Source organism: Oceanobacillus aidingensis (assembly GCF_042654105.1).
Classification (GTDB): domain Bacteria; phylum Bacillota; class Bacilli; order Bacillales; family Amphibacillaceae; genus Oceanobacillus; species Oceanobacillus oncorhynchi.
This window is the reverse complement of sequence record NZ_JBHSFT010000020.1, coordinates 74,232-91,167: the sequence shown is the minus strand read 5'-3', so window position 1 is coordinate 91,167 and position 16,936 is coordinate 74,232. Positions and strand designations below refer to the sequence as shown.

Annotated in this window: 17 protein-coding genes and 1 riboswitch; all 17 genes read left to right on the top strand. The window is 41.5% G+C overall.

Features of this window, described 5'->3' with window-relative positions:
• Nucleotides 1–37 precede the first annotated feature (37 nt).
• Nucleotides 38–358 (top strand): thioredoxin family protein, encoded by a 321-nt coding sequence (locus tag ACFO3P_RS13595; RefSeq protein ID WP_374705738.1) that lies wholly within the window; start codon nucleotides 38–40, stop codon nucleotides 356–358.
• A 140-nt stretch (nucleotides 359–498) separates the two neighbouring features.
• Nucleotides 499–598, top strand: a riboswitch (SAM riboswitch).
• Between the two features lie 128 nt (nucleotides 599–726).
• A complete protein-coding gene (locus ACFO3P_RS13590) occupies nucleotides 727–1,749 on the top strand; it encodes a methionine ABC transporter ATP-binding protein (RefSeq protein WP_193063577.1) in 1,023 nt (340 codons plus the stop codon).
• Nucleotides 1,742–2,410, top strand: a complete 669-nt coding sequence (locus ACFO3P_RS13585) for a methionine ABC transporter permease (RefSeq protein ID WP_042530557.1) — start codon at nucleotides 1,742–1,744, stop codon at nucleotides 2,408–2,410. Before ACFO3P_RS13590 ends, ACFO3P_RS13585 begins: the two co-directional genes overlap by 8 nt.
• Nucleotides 2,411–2,471: 61 nt before the next feature.
• The gene (locus ACFO3P_RS13580; protein ID WP_193063579.1) at nucleotides 2,472–3,329 is read left to right on the top strand and encodes a MetQ/NlpA family ABC transporter substrate-binding protein; all 858 of its coding nucleotides are present in this window, start codon (nucleotides 2,472–2,474) and stop codon (nucleotides 3,327–3,329) included.
• Nucleotides 3,330–3,526: 197 nt separating this feature from the next.
• Nucleotides 3,527–3,679 (top strand): hypothetical protein, encoded by a 153-nt coding sequence (locus tag ACFO3P_RS13575; RefSeq protein ID WP_175297017.1) that lies wholly within the window; start codon nucleotides 3,527–3,529, stop codon nucleotides 3,677–3,679.
• Nucleotides 3,680–3,891: 212 nt separating this feature from the next.
• Nucleotides 3,892–4,680 (top strand): Fe-S cluster assembly ATPase SufC, encoded by a 789-nt coding sequence (gene sufC / locus ACFO3P_RS13570; protein ID WP_042530560.1) that lies wholly within the window; start codon nucleotides 3,892–3,894, stop codon nucleotides 4,678–4,680.
• Nucleotides 4,681–4,697: 17 nt separating this feature from the next.
• Complete coding sequence (gene sufD, locus ACFO3P_RS13565) at nucleotides 4,698–6,008, top strand: Fe-S cluster assembly protein SufD (RefSeq protein WP_042530562.1); 1,311 nt, start codon at nucleotides 4,698–4,700, stop codon at nucleotides 6,006–6,008.
• Entirely contained in the window at nucleotides 6,008–7,231 is a 1,224-nt protein-coding gene (locus ACFO3P_RS13560) for a cysteine desulfurase (protein ID WP_212928770.1), read from the top strand. The genes sufD and ACFO3P_RS13560 overlap by 1 nt, the downstream gene beginning before the upstream one ends.
• Complete coding sequence (gene sufU, locus ACFO3P_RS13555) at nucleotides 7,218–7,646, top strand: Fe-S cluster assembly sulfur transfer protein SufU (RefSeq protein ID WP_042530566.1); 429 nt, start codon at nucleotides 7,218–7,220, stop codon at nucleotides 7,644–7,646. Before ACFO3P_RS13560 ends, sufU begins: the two co-directional genes overlap by 14 nt.
• Before the next feature lie 38 nt (nucleotides 7,647–7,684).
• The gene (gene sufB, locus ACFO3P_RS13550) at nucleotides 7,685–9,082 is read left to right on the top strand and encodes a Fe-S cluster assembly protein SufB (protein WP_193063583.1); all 1,398 of its coding nucleotides are present in this window, start codon (nucleotides 7,685–7,687) and stop codon (nucleotides 9,080–9,082) included.
• A 273-nt stretch (nucleotides 9,083–9,355) separates the two neighbouring features.
• Nucleotides 9,356–10,342: a TraB/GumN family protein gene (locus tag ACFO3P_RS13545; protein ID WP_193063585.1), complete on the top strand. Its 987-nt coding sequence runs from the start codon at nucleotides 9,356–9,358 to the stop codon at nucleotides 10,340–10,342.
• 736 nt (nucleotides 10,343–11,078) lie between these two features.
• Entirely contained in the window at nucleotides 11,079–11,204 is a 126-nt protein-coding gene (locus ACFO3P_RS13540) for a YezD family protein (RefSeq protein ID WP_226894844.1), read from the top strand.
• 116 nt (nucleotides 11,205–11,320) lie between these two features.
• Complete coding sequence (locus ACFO3P_RS13535; protein WP_193063586.1) at nucleotides 11,321–12,034, top strand: phosphoadenylyl-sulfate reductase; 714 nt, start codon at nucleotides 11,321–11,323, stop codon at nucleotides 12,032–12,034.
• A gap of 45 nt (nucleotides 12,035–12,079) precedes the next feature.
• Nucleotides 12,080–13,225: a sulfate adenylyltransferase gene (gene sat, locus ACFO3P_RS13530; protein WP_193063588.1), complete on the top strand. Its 1,146-nt coding sequence runs from the start codon at nucleotides 12,080–12,082 to the stop codon at nucleotides 13,223–13,225.
• A gap of 28 nt (nucleotides 13,226–13,253) precedes the next feature.
• Nucleotides 13,254–14,330: an inorganic phosphate transporter gene (locus ACFO3P_RS13525; protein ID WP_042530575.1), complete on the top strand. Its 1,077-nt coding sequence runs from the start codon at nucleotides 13,254–13,256 to the stop codon at nucleotides 14,328–14,330.
• A gap of 57 nt (nucleotides 14,331–14,387) precedes the next feature.
• Nucleotides 14,388–14,996: an adenylyl-sulfate kinase gene (gene cysC / locus ACFO3P_RS13520; protein ID WP_193063590.1), complete on the top strand. Its 609-nt coding sequence runs from the start codon at nucleotides 14,388–14,390 to the stop codon at nucleotides 14,994–14,996.
• Nucleotides 14,997–15,078: 82 nt separating this feature from the next.
• Nucleotides 15,079–16,917: an assimilatory sulfite reductase (NADPH) flavoprotein subunit gene (locus ACFO3P_RS13515; RefSeq protein WP_193063592.1), complete on the top strand. Its 1,839-nt coding sequence runs from the start codon at nucleotides 15,079–15,081 to the stop codon at nucleotides 16,915–16,917.
• Nucleotides 16,918–16,936 lie beyond the last annotated feature (19 nt).

The following is a 16,936-nucleotide window of genomic DNA, read 5'->3' as shown; positions in this document are numbered from 1 at the left end:
TTATTTTATGGGAAGAAAAAGATTGAGGGGAATGAACTTGAAACAGTTTAGTGGAGAAGAAAAGAATCATCAACGATTCATACTATATATTTATACACCATTTTGCGGGACATGTACGGTAGCCCGCGCTATGCTTGAAAAAATAGAAAGACTGCATAAAACTGATATATTTACGGAGATGAACGCGTCCATGCACCCTGATTTTATGCAGTCTCATCAAGTCGAAAGCGTGCCATGTCTTGCATTTATGGAAAACGGTAAAATGATTGAGAAAGTGTACACGTTTCAATCGACAGCAAATATTTATCAGTATTTGATGAAATACAAACCGGAATTATTCACAGCAATAAACAACTAAGTTTTTTCTGTACAAGAGGACGGTTCAATATACGAGAAGCAGCAGATTCCACAGAAACCTGAGTGAATGGCTAGGGATTGTGATTGACAAGGCACAAATGGCATGCTACTATAATGGCACTTCATTTAAAAATAGGCAAACTCTTATCAAGAGCGGTGGAGGGACTGGCCCATTGAAACCGCGGCAACCTTCAATCATTGAAAAGGTGCCAATTCCTGCAGGAAACTGTAAAGATAAGGGAGCAATGGACGATATTGTGTATAATAAAGCGTCTTTCTGTTCTCTTGCAGAAAGACGCTTTTTCAATGAAGAGAAAAGTAAATCGTACACAATAAAATAGGTTTGTACACATATAGGAGTGAAATAAAGTGATATCCATTGAAGGATTGAAGAAAATATTCTCTTTAGAAAAAAAAGATATTGTCGCTGTTGATAATTTAAATCTTAACGTAGCAGATGGAGATATCTATGGCGTCATCGGATACAGCGGGGCAGGGAAAAGTACTTTTGTCCGCTTGATTAACAGGCTGGAAGAACCGACGACAGGTACGATAAAAATCGGTGATCAGGTTATTACCTCCTTATCGAAAAAGGATTTGCGTATCGCCAGGCAGGATATTGGAATGATATTCCAGCATTTTAATCTGCTCTGGTCCCGGACAGTCGCTGAAAATATAGAATTTCCGCTTGAGATTTCCGGTGTGGAGAAAAGCGACCGGAAAAAGCGGGTGCTGGAATTGATTGAATTAGTAGGCTTGGCAGGAAAGGAAAATGCCTATCCGGCACAGTTAAGCGGCGGACAAAAGCAGCGGGTCGGAATTGCAAGAGCATTGGCGAATTCACCGAAAGTCCTGCTTTGTGATGAAGCGACCTCCGCACTTGATCCGGAAACAACGAATCAAATCCTGCGTTTATTGCAGGATATTAATGAAAAGCTGGGTCTAACCATTATTTTGATTACCCATGAAATGCATGTTATCCGCAAAATTTGTAATCGGGTTGCTGTGATGGAACAAGGGAAAGTGGTAGAAGAAGGAACGGTTCTCGATGTATTTACCAGACCAAAGCAGCCGGTAACGCAGAAGTTTGTTGAACAGCTGACTGGTCCGGATGAGGAAGAGGAAGACATGACAGAGTTGAAGGAAAGATATCAAGAGGGCGCGTTATTACGGATTCAGTTTTTAGGAGAAAGTGCAAATCAGACCGTAATCAGCCAGCTTGTGAAGAATTTTGATATCCATGTTAATATTTTGCAGGGGAAAATCACCCAGACACAGGTCGGGAGCTATGGGACATTGATTGTTCAGCTGATTGGAAATCAGCTGAAAGAGGCAATGCAGTACCTGGAGGAACAGGATGTTATTGAATTGGAGGTAATTCAGCATGCTTGAGGAATTATTTCCAAACGTTACGATAGAAGATTTAGTAGAAGCTTCTCAAGAAACACTTTACATGACCATTATAGCTTTAGTCGGCACAGCCATTATTGGCTTACTTTTAGGGCTGCTGTTATTTTTAACGTCGAAAGGGAACTTTTGGGAAAATCGATTGATTAATTTTGTTGTTGCAACATTTGTCAATGTATTTCGTGCCGTTCCGTTTATTATATTAATCCTGCTGTTATTTCCTTTCACCGATTTTGTAGTAGGGACATTGCGCGGTCCTAATGCTGCACTGCCGGCTTTAATCCTCGGATCTGCACCTTTCTATGCAAGATTAGTGGAGATTGCATTGAAAGAAGTAGACAAAGGAGTTGTAGAAGCTGCAAAAGCAATGGGAGCTAAAGCAAGTACGATTATTTTTAAGGTGCTGCTTCCGGAGTCCAAGCCTGCACTTGTATCGGGGCTGACGGTTACAGCGATTGCTTTAATCGGTTATACTGCGATGGCAGGTGCGATTGGAGCAGGAGGACTAGGGAACCATGCTTACTATTTCGGATTTCAGCGGAAAAGCTGGGATGTTGTATTTGTCAGCACAGTCATCATTGTGATTATCGTATTTATCTTCCAGTTTATTGGGGATGCTATAACCAGAAAGATAGACAAGCGTTAAGAAAGGTGCTATTCAAGAATTTCTTGATTCACATAATAAAAAATAAAAAGGGGCGTTCAACATGAAAAAGCTTTGGTTTTTAGCAGCTGCGAGTTTGATTTTATTCTTAGCAGCATGCGGAGGAAATGATGATTCTTCCAACAACGAAGAAGGTACAGGCAGTGATGGGGACGAGCCGGCTGAAATTACAGTTGGTGCTTCCAGTATCCCGCATGCTGAAATCTTAGAAGAAGCAGCACCATTATTAGAAGAAGAAGGAATTACATTAGAAATTGAACAGTATGAAGACTATGTTTTACCGAATGATGATTTAGATAATGGAACACTGGATGCGAATTTCTTCCAGCATCAGCCGTTTCTTGACCAAACGATAGAGGATGCCGGATATGAGATCGAATCTATTGGCGGGGTTCATGTAGAACCAATGGGAGTCTATTCTCAAGGTATTGAAAGTATTGATGATATTCCAGATGGAACAGAGGTAGTATTAAGTAACTCTGTATCAGATCAGGGGAGAATTTTATCTTTATTTGAAGCAAATGGATTAATTACATTAAATGAAGATGTGGATAAAGTTGCTGCAACAATAGACGATATTGAGGAAAATCCGAAAGATTTATCCTTCCACCCGGACGTTGCTCCTGAGATTACACCGGATATTTATAATAGTGAAGAAGATTCATTAGTGGTTATTAACACCAACTTTGCTATCGGAGCAGGATTAAATCCACTTGAAGATGCGCTTTTCATTGAAGGCGATGAATCAGATTATGTAAATGTTATAGCTGTACGTTCAGAAGACAAAGACAGCGAAGCATTAAATACATTAGTAGAGGTACTGCAATCTCAAGAAATACAGGATTTTATTACGGATAACTATGATGGTGCTGTAATTCCAACACCAACTGATGCAGAATAAAGAGCATTTCCGAAGAATACTAAGAATGTGAGAGTATATCCACCTATAGCGAAAGATTTTCATAAATTATCCGAAAATATAAGTTTAAATCGATTTTGAGCGGGAATCATACCTGTGTTAGCATATTGAATGTGTTAAACAAACCGAAAGGATGATTTATTATTACCACTGAAAATGGTTTAAGCTACACTTCGGAAATGGAAAAAGGAATTGGTCAATCAAGAGGTGTCAATTACGAGGAATATGACCGAAGCTTGAATAAAAAGTTAAAAGTGGAAAAAGAAAGAGAACAGGAATACCAGAAGGCGAAGAGACTTTCTACAGAAGCAGTTTCTGGTAATTTAAGATAAAAATAACAAAAGCTGATGTCACGGGGCATCAGCTTTTTAAATGGGAACAGATCATGAAAAAAGTGTCTAAAGAAGCATAGTTAAAAGCTTTTTAAAGACGAATGATAACAGTTGCGAATTAATTTGAAATGCTTTAAGATTGTAATGAGAATAAATTGAGAATGGATATCATATTCATTTCATTTAAAATACAGTTTTTGGAGGTATGATTTATGTCAGGCTCAGTATTAGAAGTTAAGAATCTTCACGTATCTATTGAAGATAAGGAGATATTAAAAGGGGTAGACCTAACCATTAAAGGTGGAGAATTCCATGCTGTCATGGGACCGAATGGTACAGGTAAATCCACATTGGCATCTGCCATTATGGGTCACCCTAAATATGAAATAACAGAAGGATCCATCACCCTCGACGGGGAAGATGTTTTAGAGATGGAAGTAGACGAACGTGCCCGTGCCGGTCTGTTTTTAGCAATGCAGTACCCAAGTGAAATCAGCGGTGTAACTACTTCTGACTTCTTACGTTCTGCGATTAATGCAAAACGCGAAGAAGGCGATGAAATTCCATTGATGAAATTCATCAAAAAATTGGATAAGGACTTAGATTACCTTGATATTGATCAAAATATGGCAACACGTTACCTTAATGAAGGTTTCTCCGGCGGGGAGAAAAAGCGTAACGAAATCCTGCAATTAATGCAGCTGGAGCCAAACATTGCTATCCTTGATGAAATTGATTCAGGGCTGGATATCGACGCATTAAAAGTAGTATCAAAAGGAATCAACCAAATGCGTTCGGATAATTTTGGCTGCTTGATTATTACTCACTATCAACGTCTATTAAACTATATTACACCTGATTTCGTACACGTAATGATGCAGGGACGCGTTGTGAAGTCTGGCGGACCAGAGTTAGCAAAACGTCTTGAAGCAGAAGGTTACGAGTGGATTAAAGAAGAATTAGGAATCGAAGACGAAGAAACTGCAGAACAAAACGCGTAATGTAAGGAGGGATAATCATGACTGTAGAAACAAAGCTTTCATTCAATCAAGAATATATCCAGGCATTTTCCAAAGAACGAAATGAACCCGGCTGGATGGCTACGCTTCGTTCCAAAGCTTTGGAAATGGCTGATTCGCTAGAAATGCCAAAACCAGATAAAACAAAGATTTCAAACTGGAATTTTACAGATTTCCAGCATTCCTATAAAGAAGCGGCAAAAATCGCTTCTCTTGATGAACTGCCTGAAGAATTAAAAGAATACTTCGATGAAGATGCCAGCATGGAGAATCTATATATTCAGCGTAATCAGACAGCTGCATATAACAGCCTTGCGCAGAAGCTTCAGGATAAAGGGGTTATTTTCACAGATATTTTTACAGCAGTCAGAGAGCACAGCGAGCTGGTTGAAAAATATTATATGAATGATGCAGTTGCTGTTGATCAGAACCGTTTAACAGCGCTTCATGCAGCACTGATGAACGGCGGCGTATTTGTATATGTTCCTAAAAATGTACAGGTGGAAGAACCGCTTCAAGCAATCTTCTGGCAGGAAGATAACAGCAGCGCATTATTGAATCACGTGCTTGTTGTAGCAGAAGAAGGCAGCTCATTAACCTATGTAGAAAACTATATTTCTCATAATGATACAGAAGAAAACGTTGCGAACCTTGTAACGGAAGTATTTGCGCATGATAACGCACAGGTTGCTTACGGTGCAGTAGATAACTTTGCTGCCGGCACAACTACGTATGTGAACCGTCGCGGTGTTGCTAAACGTGATGCAAGAATTGACTGGGCACTTGGACAAATGAACGATGGAAATACGGTTTCTGAAAACATTACCTACCTTATGGAGGATAATTCAGCTTCCGAAGCAAAAGCAGTATCTGTCGGACGCGGAAAGCAGACACAGAACTTCACGTCAAGCATTCGCCAATTCGGAAAAGAAACCGATGCGTATATTTTACAGCGCGGTGTGATGAAGGGTTCTGCCTCTACGATTTTCAATGCTATCGGTAAAATTGAACATGGCGGCACAAAATCGAACTCTGAGCAGGAGTCCCGTGTATTGATGCTGAGTGAAAAATCCCGTGGAGATGCCAATCCAATTCTTCTTATTGATGAGGATGACGTAACAGCAGGTCACGCTGCTTCTGTAGGCCGTGTGGATCCGCTGCAAATGTATTATCTTATGAGCAGAGGGTTAGAGCGTGAAGAAGCAGAACGCCTGGTTATTCATGGTTTCTTGGCTCCTGTGGTAGCTCAAATTCCAATTGAGTCAGTACGTAAGCAATTAACACAAGTGATTGAAAGGAAAGTTTATTAATGGATATCAAGGCCATTAAAGAACAATTTCCAATCCTTCAACAGGAAGTAAATGGACACCCCTTAGTATATTTGGATTCTTCTGCGACGTCGCAAAAGCCGATTCAGGTGATTGAAGCGGTGAATGATTATTATAAGCAAAATAATTCCAACGTTCATCGCGGGGTCCATACCCTCGGGTCAAGAGCAACCGATCAATACGAAGGAGCACGCGAAAAGGTCCGGGAGTTTATCAATGCGGGAAGCACGAAAGAAATTATCTTTAACCGGGGTACCACCGCGGGACTCAACTTGGTAGCATCAAGCTATGCCAGAGATAACGTCGGCCCGGATGATGAAATAGTGATTACGCCAATGGAGCATCATAGTAATTTGATACCGTGGCAGCAGGTTGCTAAAGTAACTGGAGCCCGTCTGGTATATCTGCCATTACAGGAAGACGGCTCGATTTTATTAGACGATGTAAAGAATATAGTGAATGAAAAAACAAAAATCGTTGCGATAACACATGTTTCCAATGTTCTTGGAACGATTAACCCAATAAAAGAAATAGCCGAAATTGCACACCAGCATCAAGCTGTGATGGTTGTGGATGGCGCACAGGGTGCTCCACATATCAACGTGGATGTGCAGGATATCGATTGCGATTTCTATGCTTTCTCAGGGCATAAGATGTGCGGGCCGACCGGCATTGGCGTTCTTTATGGGAAGCAGGAGCTTTTAGAAAACATGGAGCCGATTGAATTTGGCGGAGAGATGATTGATTTTGTAAATCTATACGATTCTACATGGAAGGAGCTGCCTTGGAAATTCGAAGGCGGTACACCTATCATTGCAGGAGCAATTGGACTTGCAGCAGCAATCGACTTTCTTCAAGAAGTCGGTCAAGATGAAATACTAGCTCATGAAACAGAGCTGGCAGCCTACGCACTGGAACAGATGCGCACCATCGATGGTATTCAGCTCTATGGACCGGAGAAACGAGCCGGGCTGGTTACGTTTAATCTGGATGATGTACATCCGCATGATACAGCAACCGTGCTTGATGCAGAAGGAATCGCTGTTCGTGCCGGACATCATTGTGCTCAGCCTTTGATGAAATGGCTGGATGTAACAGCAACAGCCAGAGCGAGTTTCTATCTTTATAATACCAAAGAGGATATTGACCTTTTAGTAGCTGGGCTGTTAAAGACAAAGGAGTATTTTGGGAATGGCTTTGAATAACCTCGATACACTTTATAGACAAGTTATTATGGATCATTATAAAAATCCGCGTAACAAAGGAACCCTGGAGAAAGAATCTGTGACAGTAGATATGAACAATCCGACCTGCGGGGATCGTATTCAATTACAATTAGATGTACAAGATGGCATTGTAAAGGACGCGAAATTCCAGGGAGAAGGCTGTTCGATCAGTATGGCATCCGCATCGATGATGACACAGGCAATCAAGGGAATGGAAGTGGAAGCAGCATTGAAAATGTCAGAAGCCTTCTCTGAAATGATGTTAGGACATGACGTCGATTCAGAGGAGATGGGAGATATTGAAGCACTTCAGGGAGTTTCCAAATTTCCTGCACGGATCAAATGTGCAACACTCGCTTGGAAAGCCATGGAAAAGGGTGTACACAACGAATAAGACAGAGCTTTTAATCTGTCAGAGGGAGGTTATTAACAATGGCAAAAAATATGCCGGAAATGGAAGAGTATAAATATGGATTTCACGATAAAGACGTATCTATTTTCCGTACAGAAAAAGGATTAACGCCAAATATTGTTAAAGAAATTTCGAAAATGAAGGAAGAGCCGCAGTGGATGCTGGATTATCGCTTGAAGGCACTGGAGCATTTCTATAGCCGTCCAATGCCGCAATGGGGCGGAGACCTTACAGGTTTAGACTTCGATGAGATTGTTTATTATGTAAAACCTTCTGAGAAACAAGGCAGAACATGGGATGAAGTGCCTGATGAAATCAAGCAGACGTTTGATAAATTAGGTATCCCGGAGGCAGAACAAAAATATCTTGCCGGTGTATCTGCACAGTATGAATCAGAAGTTGTTTACCACAGCTTGAAAGAAGATCTTCAAGAGCTTGGCATCGTCTTTAAGGACACAGATACAGCACTTAAAGAAAATGAAGAGCTGTTTAAAGAATATTTTGGTAAGGTTATTCCTTACTCAGACAATAAGTTTTCTGCATTAAACTCGGCAGTTTGGTCCGGCGGCTCATTTATCTATGTGCCAAAAGGCGTGGAAGCAACAACGCCATTACAAGCTTACTTCCGTATTAACTCTGAAAATATGGGACAGTTTGAACGTACGCTGATTATTGTAGACGAAGGCGCATCTGTACACTATGTCGAAGGCTGTACAGCACCTGTTTATACAACGAACTCGCTTCACAGTGCTGTTGTTGAGATTATTGTTAAAAAGGATGCCTACTGCCGTTATACAACGATTCAAAACTGGGCAAATAACGTTTATAATCTGGTTACGAAACGTGCGACCTGTGATGCGAATGCAACCATGGAATGGATTGACGGAAACATTGGTTCGAAGTTAACGATGAAATATCCTGCTATCCTGCTCAAAGGAGAAGGCGCACGCGGAAATACGCTTTCTATCGCTTTAGCTGGAAAAGGACAATTACAGGATGCTGGTGCGAAAATGCATCACTTGGCTCCAAATACGTCTTCTACCATTGTTTCGAAGTCTATCTCTAAACAAGGCGGAAAAGTATCTTACCGCGGACTGGTACACTTTGGACGTAAAGCAGACGGAGCTCGTTCCAATATTGAGTGTGATACGCTGATTATGGATAACGAGTCTACTTCAGATACGATTCCGTACAATGAAATTCTAAACGACAACATTTCCTTAGAGCACGAAGCAAAAGTTTCGAAAGTATCTGAGGAACAGCTCTTCTATCTAATGAGCCGCGGCTTATCAGAGGAAGAAGCAACAGAAATGATCGTTATGGGCTTCATTGAACCATTTACAAAAGAACTTCCAATGGAATATGCGGTTGAGATGAATCGATTGATCAGCTTCGAAATGGAAGGTTCTATCGGTTAAGTATGCTAAAAAGATTGAATAAAAAAAGTGGCTTCTGCGGAAGTCACTTTTTTTTGTACATTGATGCGTATGATTTATATGATAAAAAGTATTTTAGTAAACGAGTTTGTACATAAATAATCATACTTAGTAAATCTTTAGGAGCAATTCTTTGTGAGTAAAATATAGAATTATTTCAAAAGCTTTCCAAATACTCAAGTTATTCTGTTAGAATGAACGTATTGTATTTTTTATAAATAAAAATGATGAGGCAGACTAAGGAGGAAAATGGGAATGAAAAAACTTTTATTAGCATTATTCACGCTTCTGCTTGCTGGTATGCTTACGGCATGCAGCGGGGATGAGGACGCGTCTGAAACAGAAAATCCTGCAGAGGAGCCGGCAACAGAAGAGGATGAGGCTGGTGCTGATGAAGCAGAGAAAGAAGAAGCAGAGAGCGGTGAAGGAAAAGGCGGTTTCTTATGGAAGGTAGAATCCGGTGATACCGAAATGTACTTACAAGGAACCATCCATTTAGGAACGGATGACTTTTATCCATTAGATCCAGCGATTGAAGAAGCGTTTGACAGTGCGGATGTGGTACTGCCAGAATTTAATCTGCTGGAGGAAATGCCAGCTCAGGAAGAGGTCTTAGAGTATGCCATGCTGGAAGAGGGGACAACATTGGAAGATGAACTTTCCGATGAGACATATGAAGAGCTTGCTTCTATTTTTGAAGAGAATGGATTAGATTTGGAAACAATGAATGAATTTCAGCCATGGTTCGTAGAGATGATGCTGCTTGAATTTACAACCATGTCCAGCGACGTTGATTCACAAGAAGCTGTTGATTTATACTTCCTTGAAAAAGCAACAGAGGATGAGAAGGAAATTATTTCATTAGAAAGTGCAGAGGAACAATTTGAAGTGCTGAGCGGTTATTCGATGGAAACGCAAATACAGACATTGGAACTAGCGATTGATGGCTATGAAGAGGCTCCAGAAGAGATGGAGGAGCTTGCTGAAGCTTGGCTTGAAGGAGACATTGAAGCGATGGAAACGATGTCTGATGACTATGGAGAAGCTGGAATCAATGCGGAGTATATGGAAGAATTAAATGATAACCGGAATATTGACATGGCAAATAGCCTGGATGATATTTTACAGGAGGATAGCGGTCAGGTGTATTTTGTTTTCGTAGGCACAGCACACTTTACCGTAGAACCAAGTATTATCACAGAGCTTGAAGACAAAGGCTATGAAGTGGAGCATGTGTATTAAGGAAAATTTGTCAGCTTAAAGTAAATTAACTTTTTAGGCACGAAATAGTGGCTTGGAGCGAAACCATTCGCAGTGTGAGCCATTATTTCGTGTTTTTTATTAAAATATAATAACTGAAAAAGTGTCTTTTTTGAAAATAAATCATATCATTAAGATAAGAATACTTTTTTTATGAAGTTTGATAGTATAATAAGTAATTAATCAAAAAGAATTGAAGCTCATATAAAGTTTTTTAAAGAGTAAGAAATAAAATGTTAAGGATAGCCGCTCCAACGGGTTTCATGGGGTGAGTAATCTTAGGTCCCAGAAATACACTAAGCTTTCGGTGGGCCCCGAGCTCAGCATTCTTTAAAGAAGACTTGCTGATTGGCAAGCCGACAGGCGCAGACAGAGCTAAAGTCACGCTTATTTCCTGCGGGGTTCTTCCCACAGGGGCTGGGACTGCGGTTACTCGCCCCACCCAAAACCATTGCGATTACTCGCCCCATCGAAAAACGTCGCAGCGGACATCTCTTTGGCAAGGGCACCGATGTTTTAAAGACAAAGTGATTTTCCTGGTTTTTTAACAGAAAATCAAAGCAATTTTCATTACATTTAAAAATTTTTAAATGAGTGATTGACAAAAGGCAGAAATATGGATAGAATACTAATAAATCTTATCAAATTACAGGGAATTGAACTTCCTCAAGCAACGAAAAATAATTAGGGGGAAGATAACATGTCAAAAGAGCATGAAATGGATGATTTTTATGTGAAGTTGAAGGAATTATTAAATGACTTGAATTATGGCACCATAACGATTGTGGTTCAAGATGGAAAGGTAATCCAATTAGAGAAAAATGAAAAAGTAAGATTAAAGTAAACACGAAAAAACACTGCTGACTAGACAACTAGAGGCGGCGTTCTGTTCAGAAGAAAATCTGGAGGAGCGGCGTCTTTTTTAATGGTCAAGTATTATCTGAGAAAGAAGGTTTATGCATGCAATTAACCTATCAAAAAGCTGCGGCAGAGGATTATGAATCTCTGAATCAAAAGCTTAAAAAGAAAGACAGCCTGGAGATATTGAAATGGGCATATCAGACCTATGGTGATGAGCTTGTCTACGCCTGCAGCTTTGGGGCGGAAGGTATTGTTTTGATTGATATGATCCATAAGGTAAAAAAAGATGCTGTCATCGTTTTTCTGGATACCGATTTTCATTTTAAAGAAACCTACGAACTCATTGATCGAGTAAAAGAACGGTATCCGAGTTTACGGATTGAAATGACGAAACCGGAGCTGACACCGGAGGAGCAGGCGGAAGTTCATGGTCCTGAGCTATGGAAGGTGAATCCTGATTTATGCTGCAGCATTCGTAAGCTGATTCCTTTGGAGCAGCAATTAAATCAATACACTGCCTGGATATCCGGCTTACGGCGGGAGCAATCCCCCACAAGAGCTAATACGGAATTTGTTAATCAAGACAGACGGTTTCACTCGATTAAAATTTGTCCTTTGATTCATTGGACAGAAGAAGAAATCTGGATGTATATCCGTCTGCATCAGCTGCCTTATAATGAGCTTCATGATAAAAATTACCCGAGCATTGGCTGTGAACATTGTACAAAAGCGGTGTTGGCAGGGGAAGACGCAAGAAGCGGTAGATGGGCAGACACAAACAAAACAGAATGCGGCTTACATCTGGATAAATAAGCAATCTAGCCAGGATGAAATTGAATATTATTGGAGGTAAACGTTATGACAACCATTGCTCCACATGGAGGAACATTGATTCAACAGTATGAGCCAGACTATGATACACAGGGAATCACACAGGAAATAGAGCTGGATTCCTTTGCTCTTTCCGATTTAGAGCTGATTGGTATTGGGGGATTCAGCCCGTTAACAGGTTTTATGGGAAAAGCAGATTACGAATCGGTAGTCAGCGATATGCGCCTAGCAGATGGAACGGTTTGGAGTATACCAATCACATTGCCAATTTCAGAGACAGCAGCAAACACATTGGAAATCGGAACACGCGCTAAGTTAACTTTTAACAACGAAGTGTATGGTGTCATCGATATTACCGAGGTGTATGAACCAAATAAATGGAAAGAGGCAAAACAGGTATACCGGACGGATGATCAGGCGCATCCAGGTGTGAAGAAGCTGTTTGAACGTCCTGATTATTATGCAGCTGGTCCAATTACATTAACTAAGCGGCTGCAGCGTGATCGTTTTCAAGCCTATTATCTCGATCCAAAAGAAACCAGAGCGCATTTTGAAAAACAAGGCTGGAAAAAGGTAGTCGGCTTTCAAACGAGGAATCCGGTTCACCGGGCTCATGAATATATTCAGAAATCAGCACTCGAAATTGTGGATGGGTTATTCTTAAACCCATTGGTAGGAGATACGAAAGCAGATGATATTCCGGCAGATGTCAGAATGGAAAGCTATGAAGTGCTATTGTCCAAATATTATCCGCGAAACCGGGTATTTCTCGCTGTATTTCCAGCAGCGATGCGTTATGCCGGGCCAAGAGAAGCGATTTTTCATGCATTAGTCCGAAAAAATTATGGCTGTACCCATTTTATTGTCGGGCGCGACCATGCAGGGGTAGGCGACTATTATGGAACCTATGATGCGCAGGTTATCTTCCAGCAATTTTCAGAAGAAGATCTCGAGATTACGCCATTATTTTTTGAGCATAGCTTTTATTGCAAAGCATGCGGGAATATGGCATCGACGAAAACATGTCCTCATGACAAAGAAAGCCATGTGATCTTGTCTGGAACAAAGGTACGAGAGATGTTGACCAATGGAATTACTCCACCTCCTGAATTCAGCCGGAAAGAGGTTGTCGAGGTGCTTATCCGGGGGATGCAGCAGCAAGCAAGTGTGTAAGTAAGAAAGAGAGAGGTGTTTTAGAATTATGCTGGTTGCTGTTGCTTTTATAATTGCTTTATTTTTTGCGATGAACATTGGAGCCAGCGGAACGGCTGCTTCGATGGGGCCGGCTTATGGGAGCGGTGCTATCCCCAAGAAAAGAACGGCAATGATCCTGGTTAGTATTTTTGCTTTATTGGGCGCCTTATCTGGAGGCGAGGTTGTCCGCACGATTGGAAATGGAATCATTTCCCCAGGGGTCCTTGATGTAGAAATTGTCATTATTATTTTAGCGGCAGCTTGTCTGACTTTATTCTTTGCCAACGTATTAGGAATTCCGCTATCTACGAGTGAAGTGGTTGTCGGTGCAATTATTGGAGCAGGTATCGCTTATCAGGCACTTTTATTCGATCAGTTGATTATCATCATTGCATTTTGGCTGATTACTCCTATTACCGCTTTTTTGCTTGGATTGGTGTTAGGGAAATGGATACGCTATGCGGAAAATCGCTGGAAGGAGCTTACAGAGCTTGGTAAATGGAAAAAACCACTGGCTTTTTTGCTCATCGCGGCCGGCTGTATCGAGGCATATGCTGCTGGAATGAATAATGTAGCTAATGCTGTCGGCCCGTTAGTTGGTGTCGGGCTGCTTGATGTGACTATGGCAGTATTGCTTGGCGGACTTTTCGTATCTCTTGGAGCAGTGTTACTGGGAGGCCGCGTGTTAGAAACAAATGGGAAAAAAATTACGCGGCTGTCCTTGCTGCAGGGGAGTGCTGTTTCTTTGACGGGAGGCAGTCTGGTGATAACGGCATCCATTTTTGGCTTGCCGGTGCCGCTGACACAAATAACAACCTCTGCCATCGTTGGCGTTGGAACAGCAGACAAAGGATTTCAAATGTGGCAGCAGAGCATTGTGAAACAAATTATTAAAGTCTGGGTTGTTTCACCGGTTATTTCATTAGTACTGTCGTACGGTCTTATTCTTTTATTTAAAACAACGGATTATTATACGCTTTTCGTAATCCTTTCCGTTTTTATTGCCACAGCAGGTGTCTACAGTCTTTATTTGTCTACAAGAGCAGAGCGTCGTTCCACGTATGACGAAGGCGGAGGCATTTAATGCGTTAAACCTTAGTAAATACATCAGAATGAACAGTTATAGAAGGATGGTGTTTATTTGAAACAAGAAACAAAACATATCGTTTGGCATGATACTGCTGTACAGAAACAAGAACGGCAGCAGAGAAATCAGCATAAAAGCTGTATTTTATGGTTTACCGGACTTTCCGGAGCAGGGAAGTCAACACTAGCTAATGCATTGGAGCATCGTTTATTTGAGCAAGGTTTAAACAGCTATGTGCTGGATGGCGATAATGTCCGGCACGGCCTGAATAAAGGACTTGGCTTCGGTGAAGAAGATCGAAAGGAAAATATCCGCCGAATCGGCGAGGTGGCGAAGCTGTTTGTAGATGCAGGGTTGATTGTCTGCACAGCATTTATTTCTCCATTTGCAGAGGATCGAAATCGGGTGAGAGCGCTGGTTCAAGAGGATGAATTTGTGGAAATTTATGTACGGTGCTCCTTAGAAGCCTGTGAAGACCGCGATCCGAAAGGGTTGTATAAAAAAGCACGTACAGGAGAAATCAGTAATTTTACCGGTATCAGTTCTCCTTATGAGGAACCGCTGCAGCCGGAATTGGTTGTTGATTCCGACCAGCATTCTATTGAAGCATGCGTTGATCAGATGATTGCATTCTTACGAGAAAGAAATTATTTGCCAGATTAATAGGTTCGCATAACACATTAAGAAGATATTTAATTTGAACACATCCTTTAAATTTAAAATTAATTTTGAGAGGTAGATAGCGTTGCAATTTCAAGTGAATAATAGTCCATTTAATCAAGAGCAGGTTGAGCTGCTCAATCGTCTATTTCCAACATTGACGGAAACTCAACAAATATGGCTTGGCGGTTATCTTTCTGCTTTACAAAATGCCGGCGCCGCCCCGGCTGCACCTGTCGCAGAAGCAGTCACAGCGCAATTGCCAACCGCTGCTGTAACAGAAGCTTCCCCGGTAGAGGTGACGGTTCTTTTCGGGTCACAGACAGGGAATTGTCAAGGATTGGCAACAGAGGTGTCAGGAAAGCTAAAAGAAAAAGGAATGAAGGTTACCCTTGCCTCTATGGCTGATTTTAAACCCAATAAACTGAAAAACCTTCAAAACCTGCTGGTTGTAATCAGTACACAGGGAGAAGGAGATCCGCCGGATACAGCGCTTCAATTTCATGAATTTCTCCACGGACGCCGGGCTCCAAAGCTGGAGGACTTGAATTATTCCGTATTGGCGCTCGGAGACAGCTCTTATGACCTTTTCTGTGAAACTGGCAGACAGTTTGATGAGAGATTGGCAGAATTGGGAGGAAATCGAATTATCGACCGTGTGGATTGTGATTTGGATTATGATGAAGCGGCTGAGGAATGGCTGGAAAATGTATTAAATAAGCTGTCTGAGTCACAGGAAACGGCTCAGGCTCCGACAATAGCTGAAGCAGCTGCTGCCGTAGAAACACAAGCTTCCGCATTTTCAAGAACGAATCCATTTGAAGCAGAAATCTTTGAAAGTCTGAATATAAATGGGCGCGGCTCGAATAAAGAAACCTATCATATGGAATTGTCGCTGGAAGGGTCGAACCTGGAGTATGAGCCAGGAGACAGCATTGGAATTTATCCTGAAAACGATCCGGTCATTGTCGAAGAGCTTATCAAAGAAACAGGGTGGGCTCCGAATGAGCTGATTCCAGTGAATAAAAAAGGGGATGAAGTTCCTCTGCAAGAAGCATTGCAAAAAAATTATGAAATCACTGTACTGACAAAGCCATTGCTGAAAAAAATAGCGGAATTCACACAAATTCCGGAATTACAGCAATTACTGGAGCAGGGGAACGAAGAAGCGGTAACAGAATATATATACGGACGTGATTTATTAGATTTGATTCGTGATTATCAGATAAAGGATCTTCCGGCAAAGGAATTTATTGCGCTGTTACGAAAAATGCCACCGAGACTATATTCTGTAGCAAGCAGCTACAAAGCAAATCCGGAGGAGGTTCATTTGACGGTTGGAGCAGTACGTTACCAAACTTATGGCAGAGAGCGGAGCGGCGTTTGCTCTGTGCAATGCGCAGATCGAAAAGAGCCGGGGCAGACCCTTTCCGTTTATGTTCATAAAAACCCGAATTTCAAGCTGCCGGCTGATCCGGATAAACCAATTATCATGATTGGCCCGGGAACTGGAATCGCCCCATTCCGCTCCTTCGTAGAAGAACGTGAAATAATGGAAGCAAACGGAAAGTCATGGCTGTTCTTTGGAGACCAGCATTTTGTTACCGATTTTCTTTATCAGACAGATTGGCAGCGCTGGTTGAAGAGCGGCGTTTTATCTAAAGTAGATGTGGCTTTTTCGCGGGATAAAGCAGAAAAAGTCTATGTACAGCATCGTATGCTGGAGCAAAGCAAGGAGCTTTATGAATGGCTGAAAGAAGGCGCAGTCGTCTACGTATGCGGTGATGAGAAAAACATGGCAAGTGATGTCCACGATACGCTAGTGACTATCCTGGAACGGGAAGGAAATCTCAGTACAGAAGATGCGCAGCATTATTTAATGGAGATGCAGCAGGAGAAACGCTACCAGCGGGATGTCTATTAGTAAGTAAAGGAGAATCAGA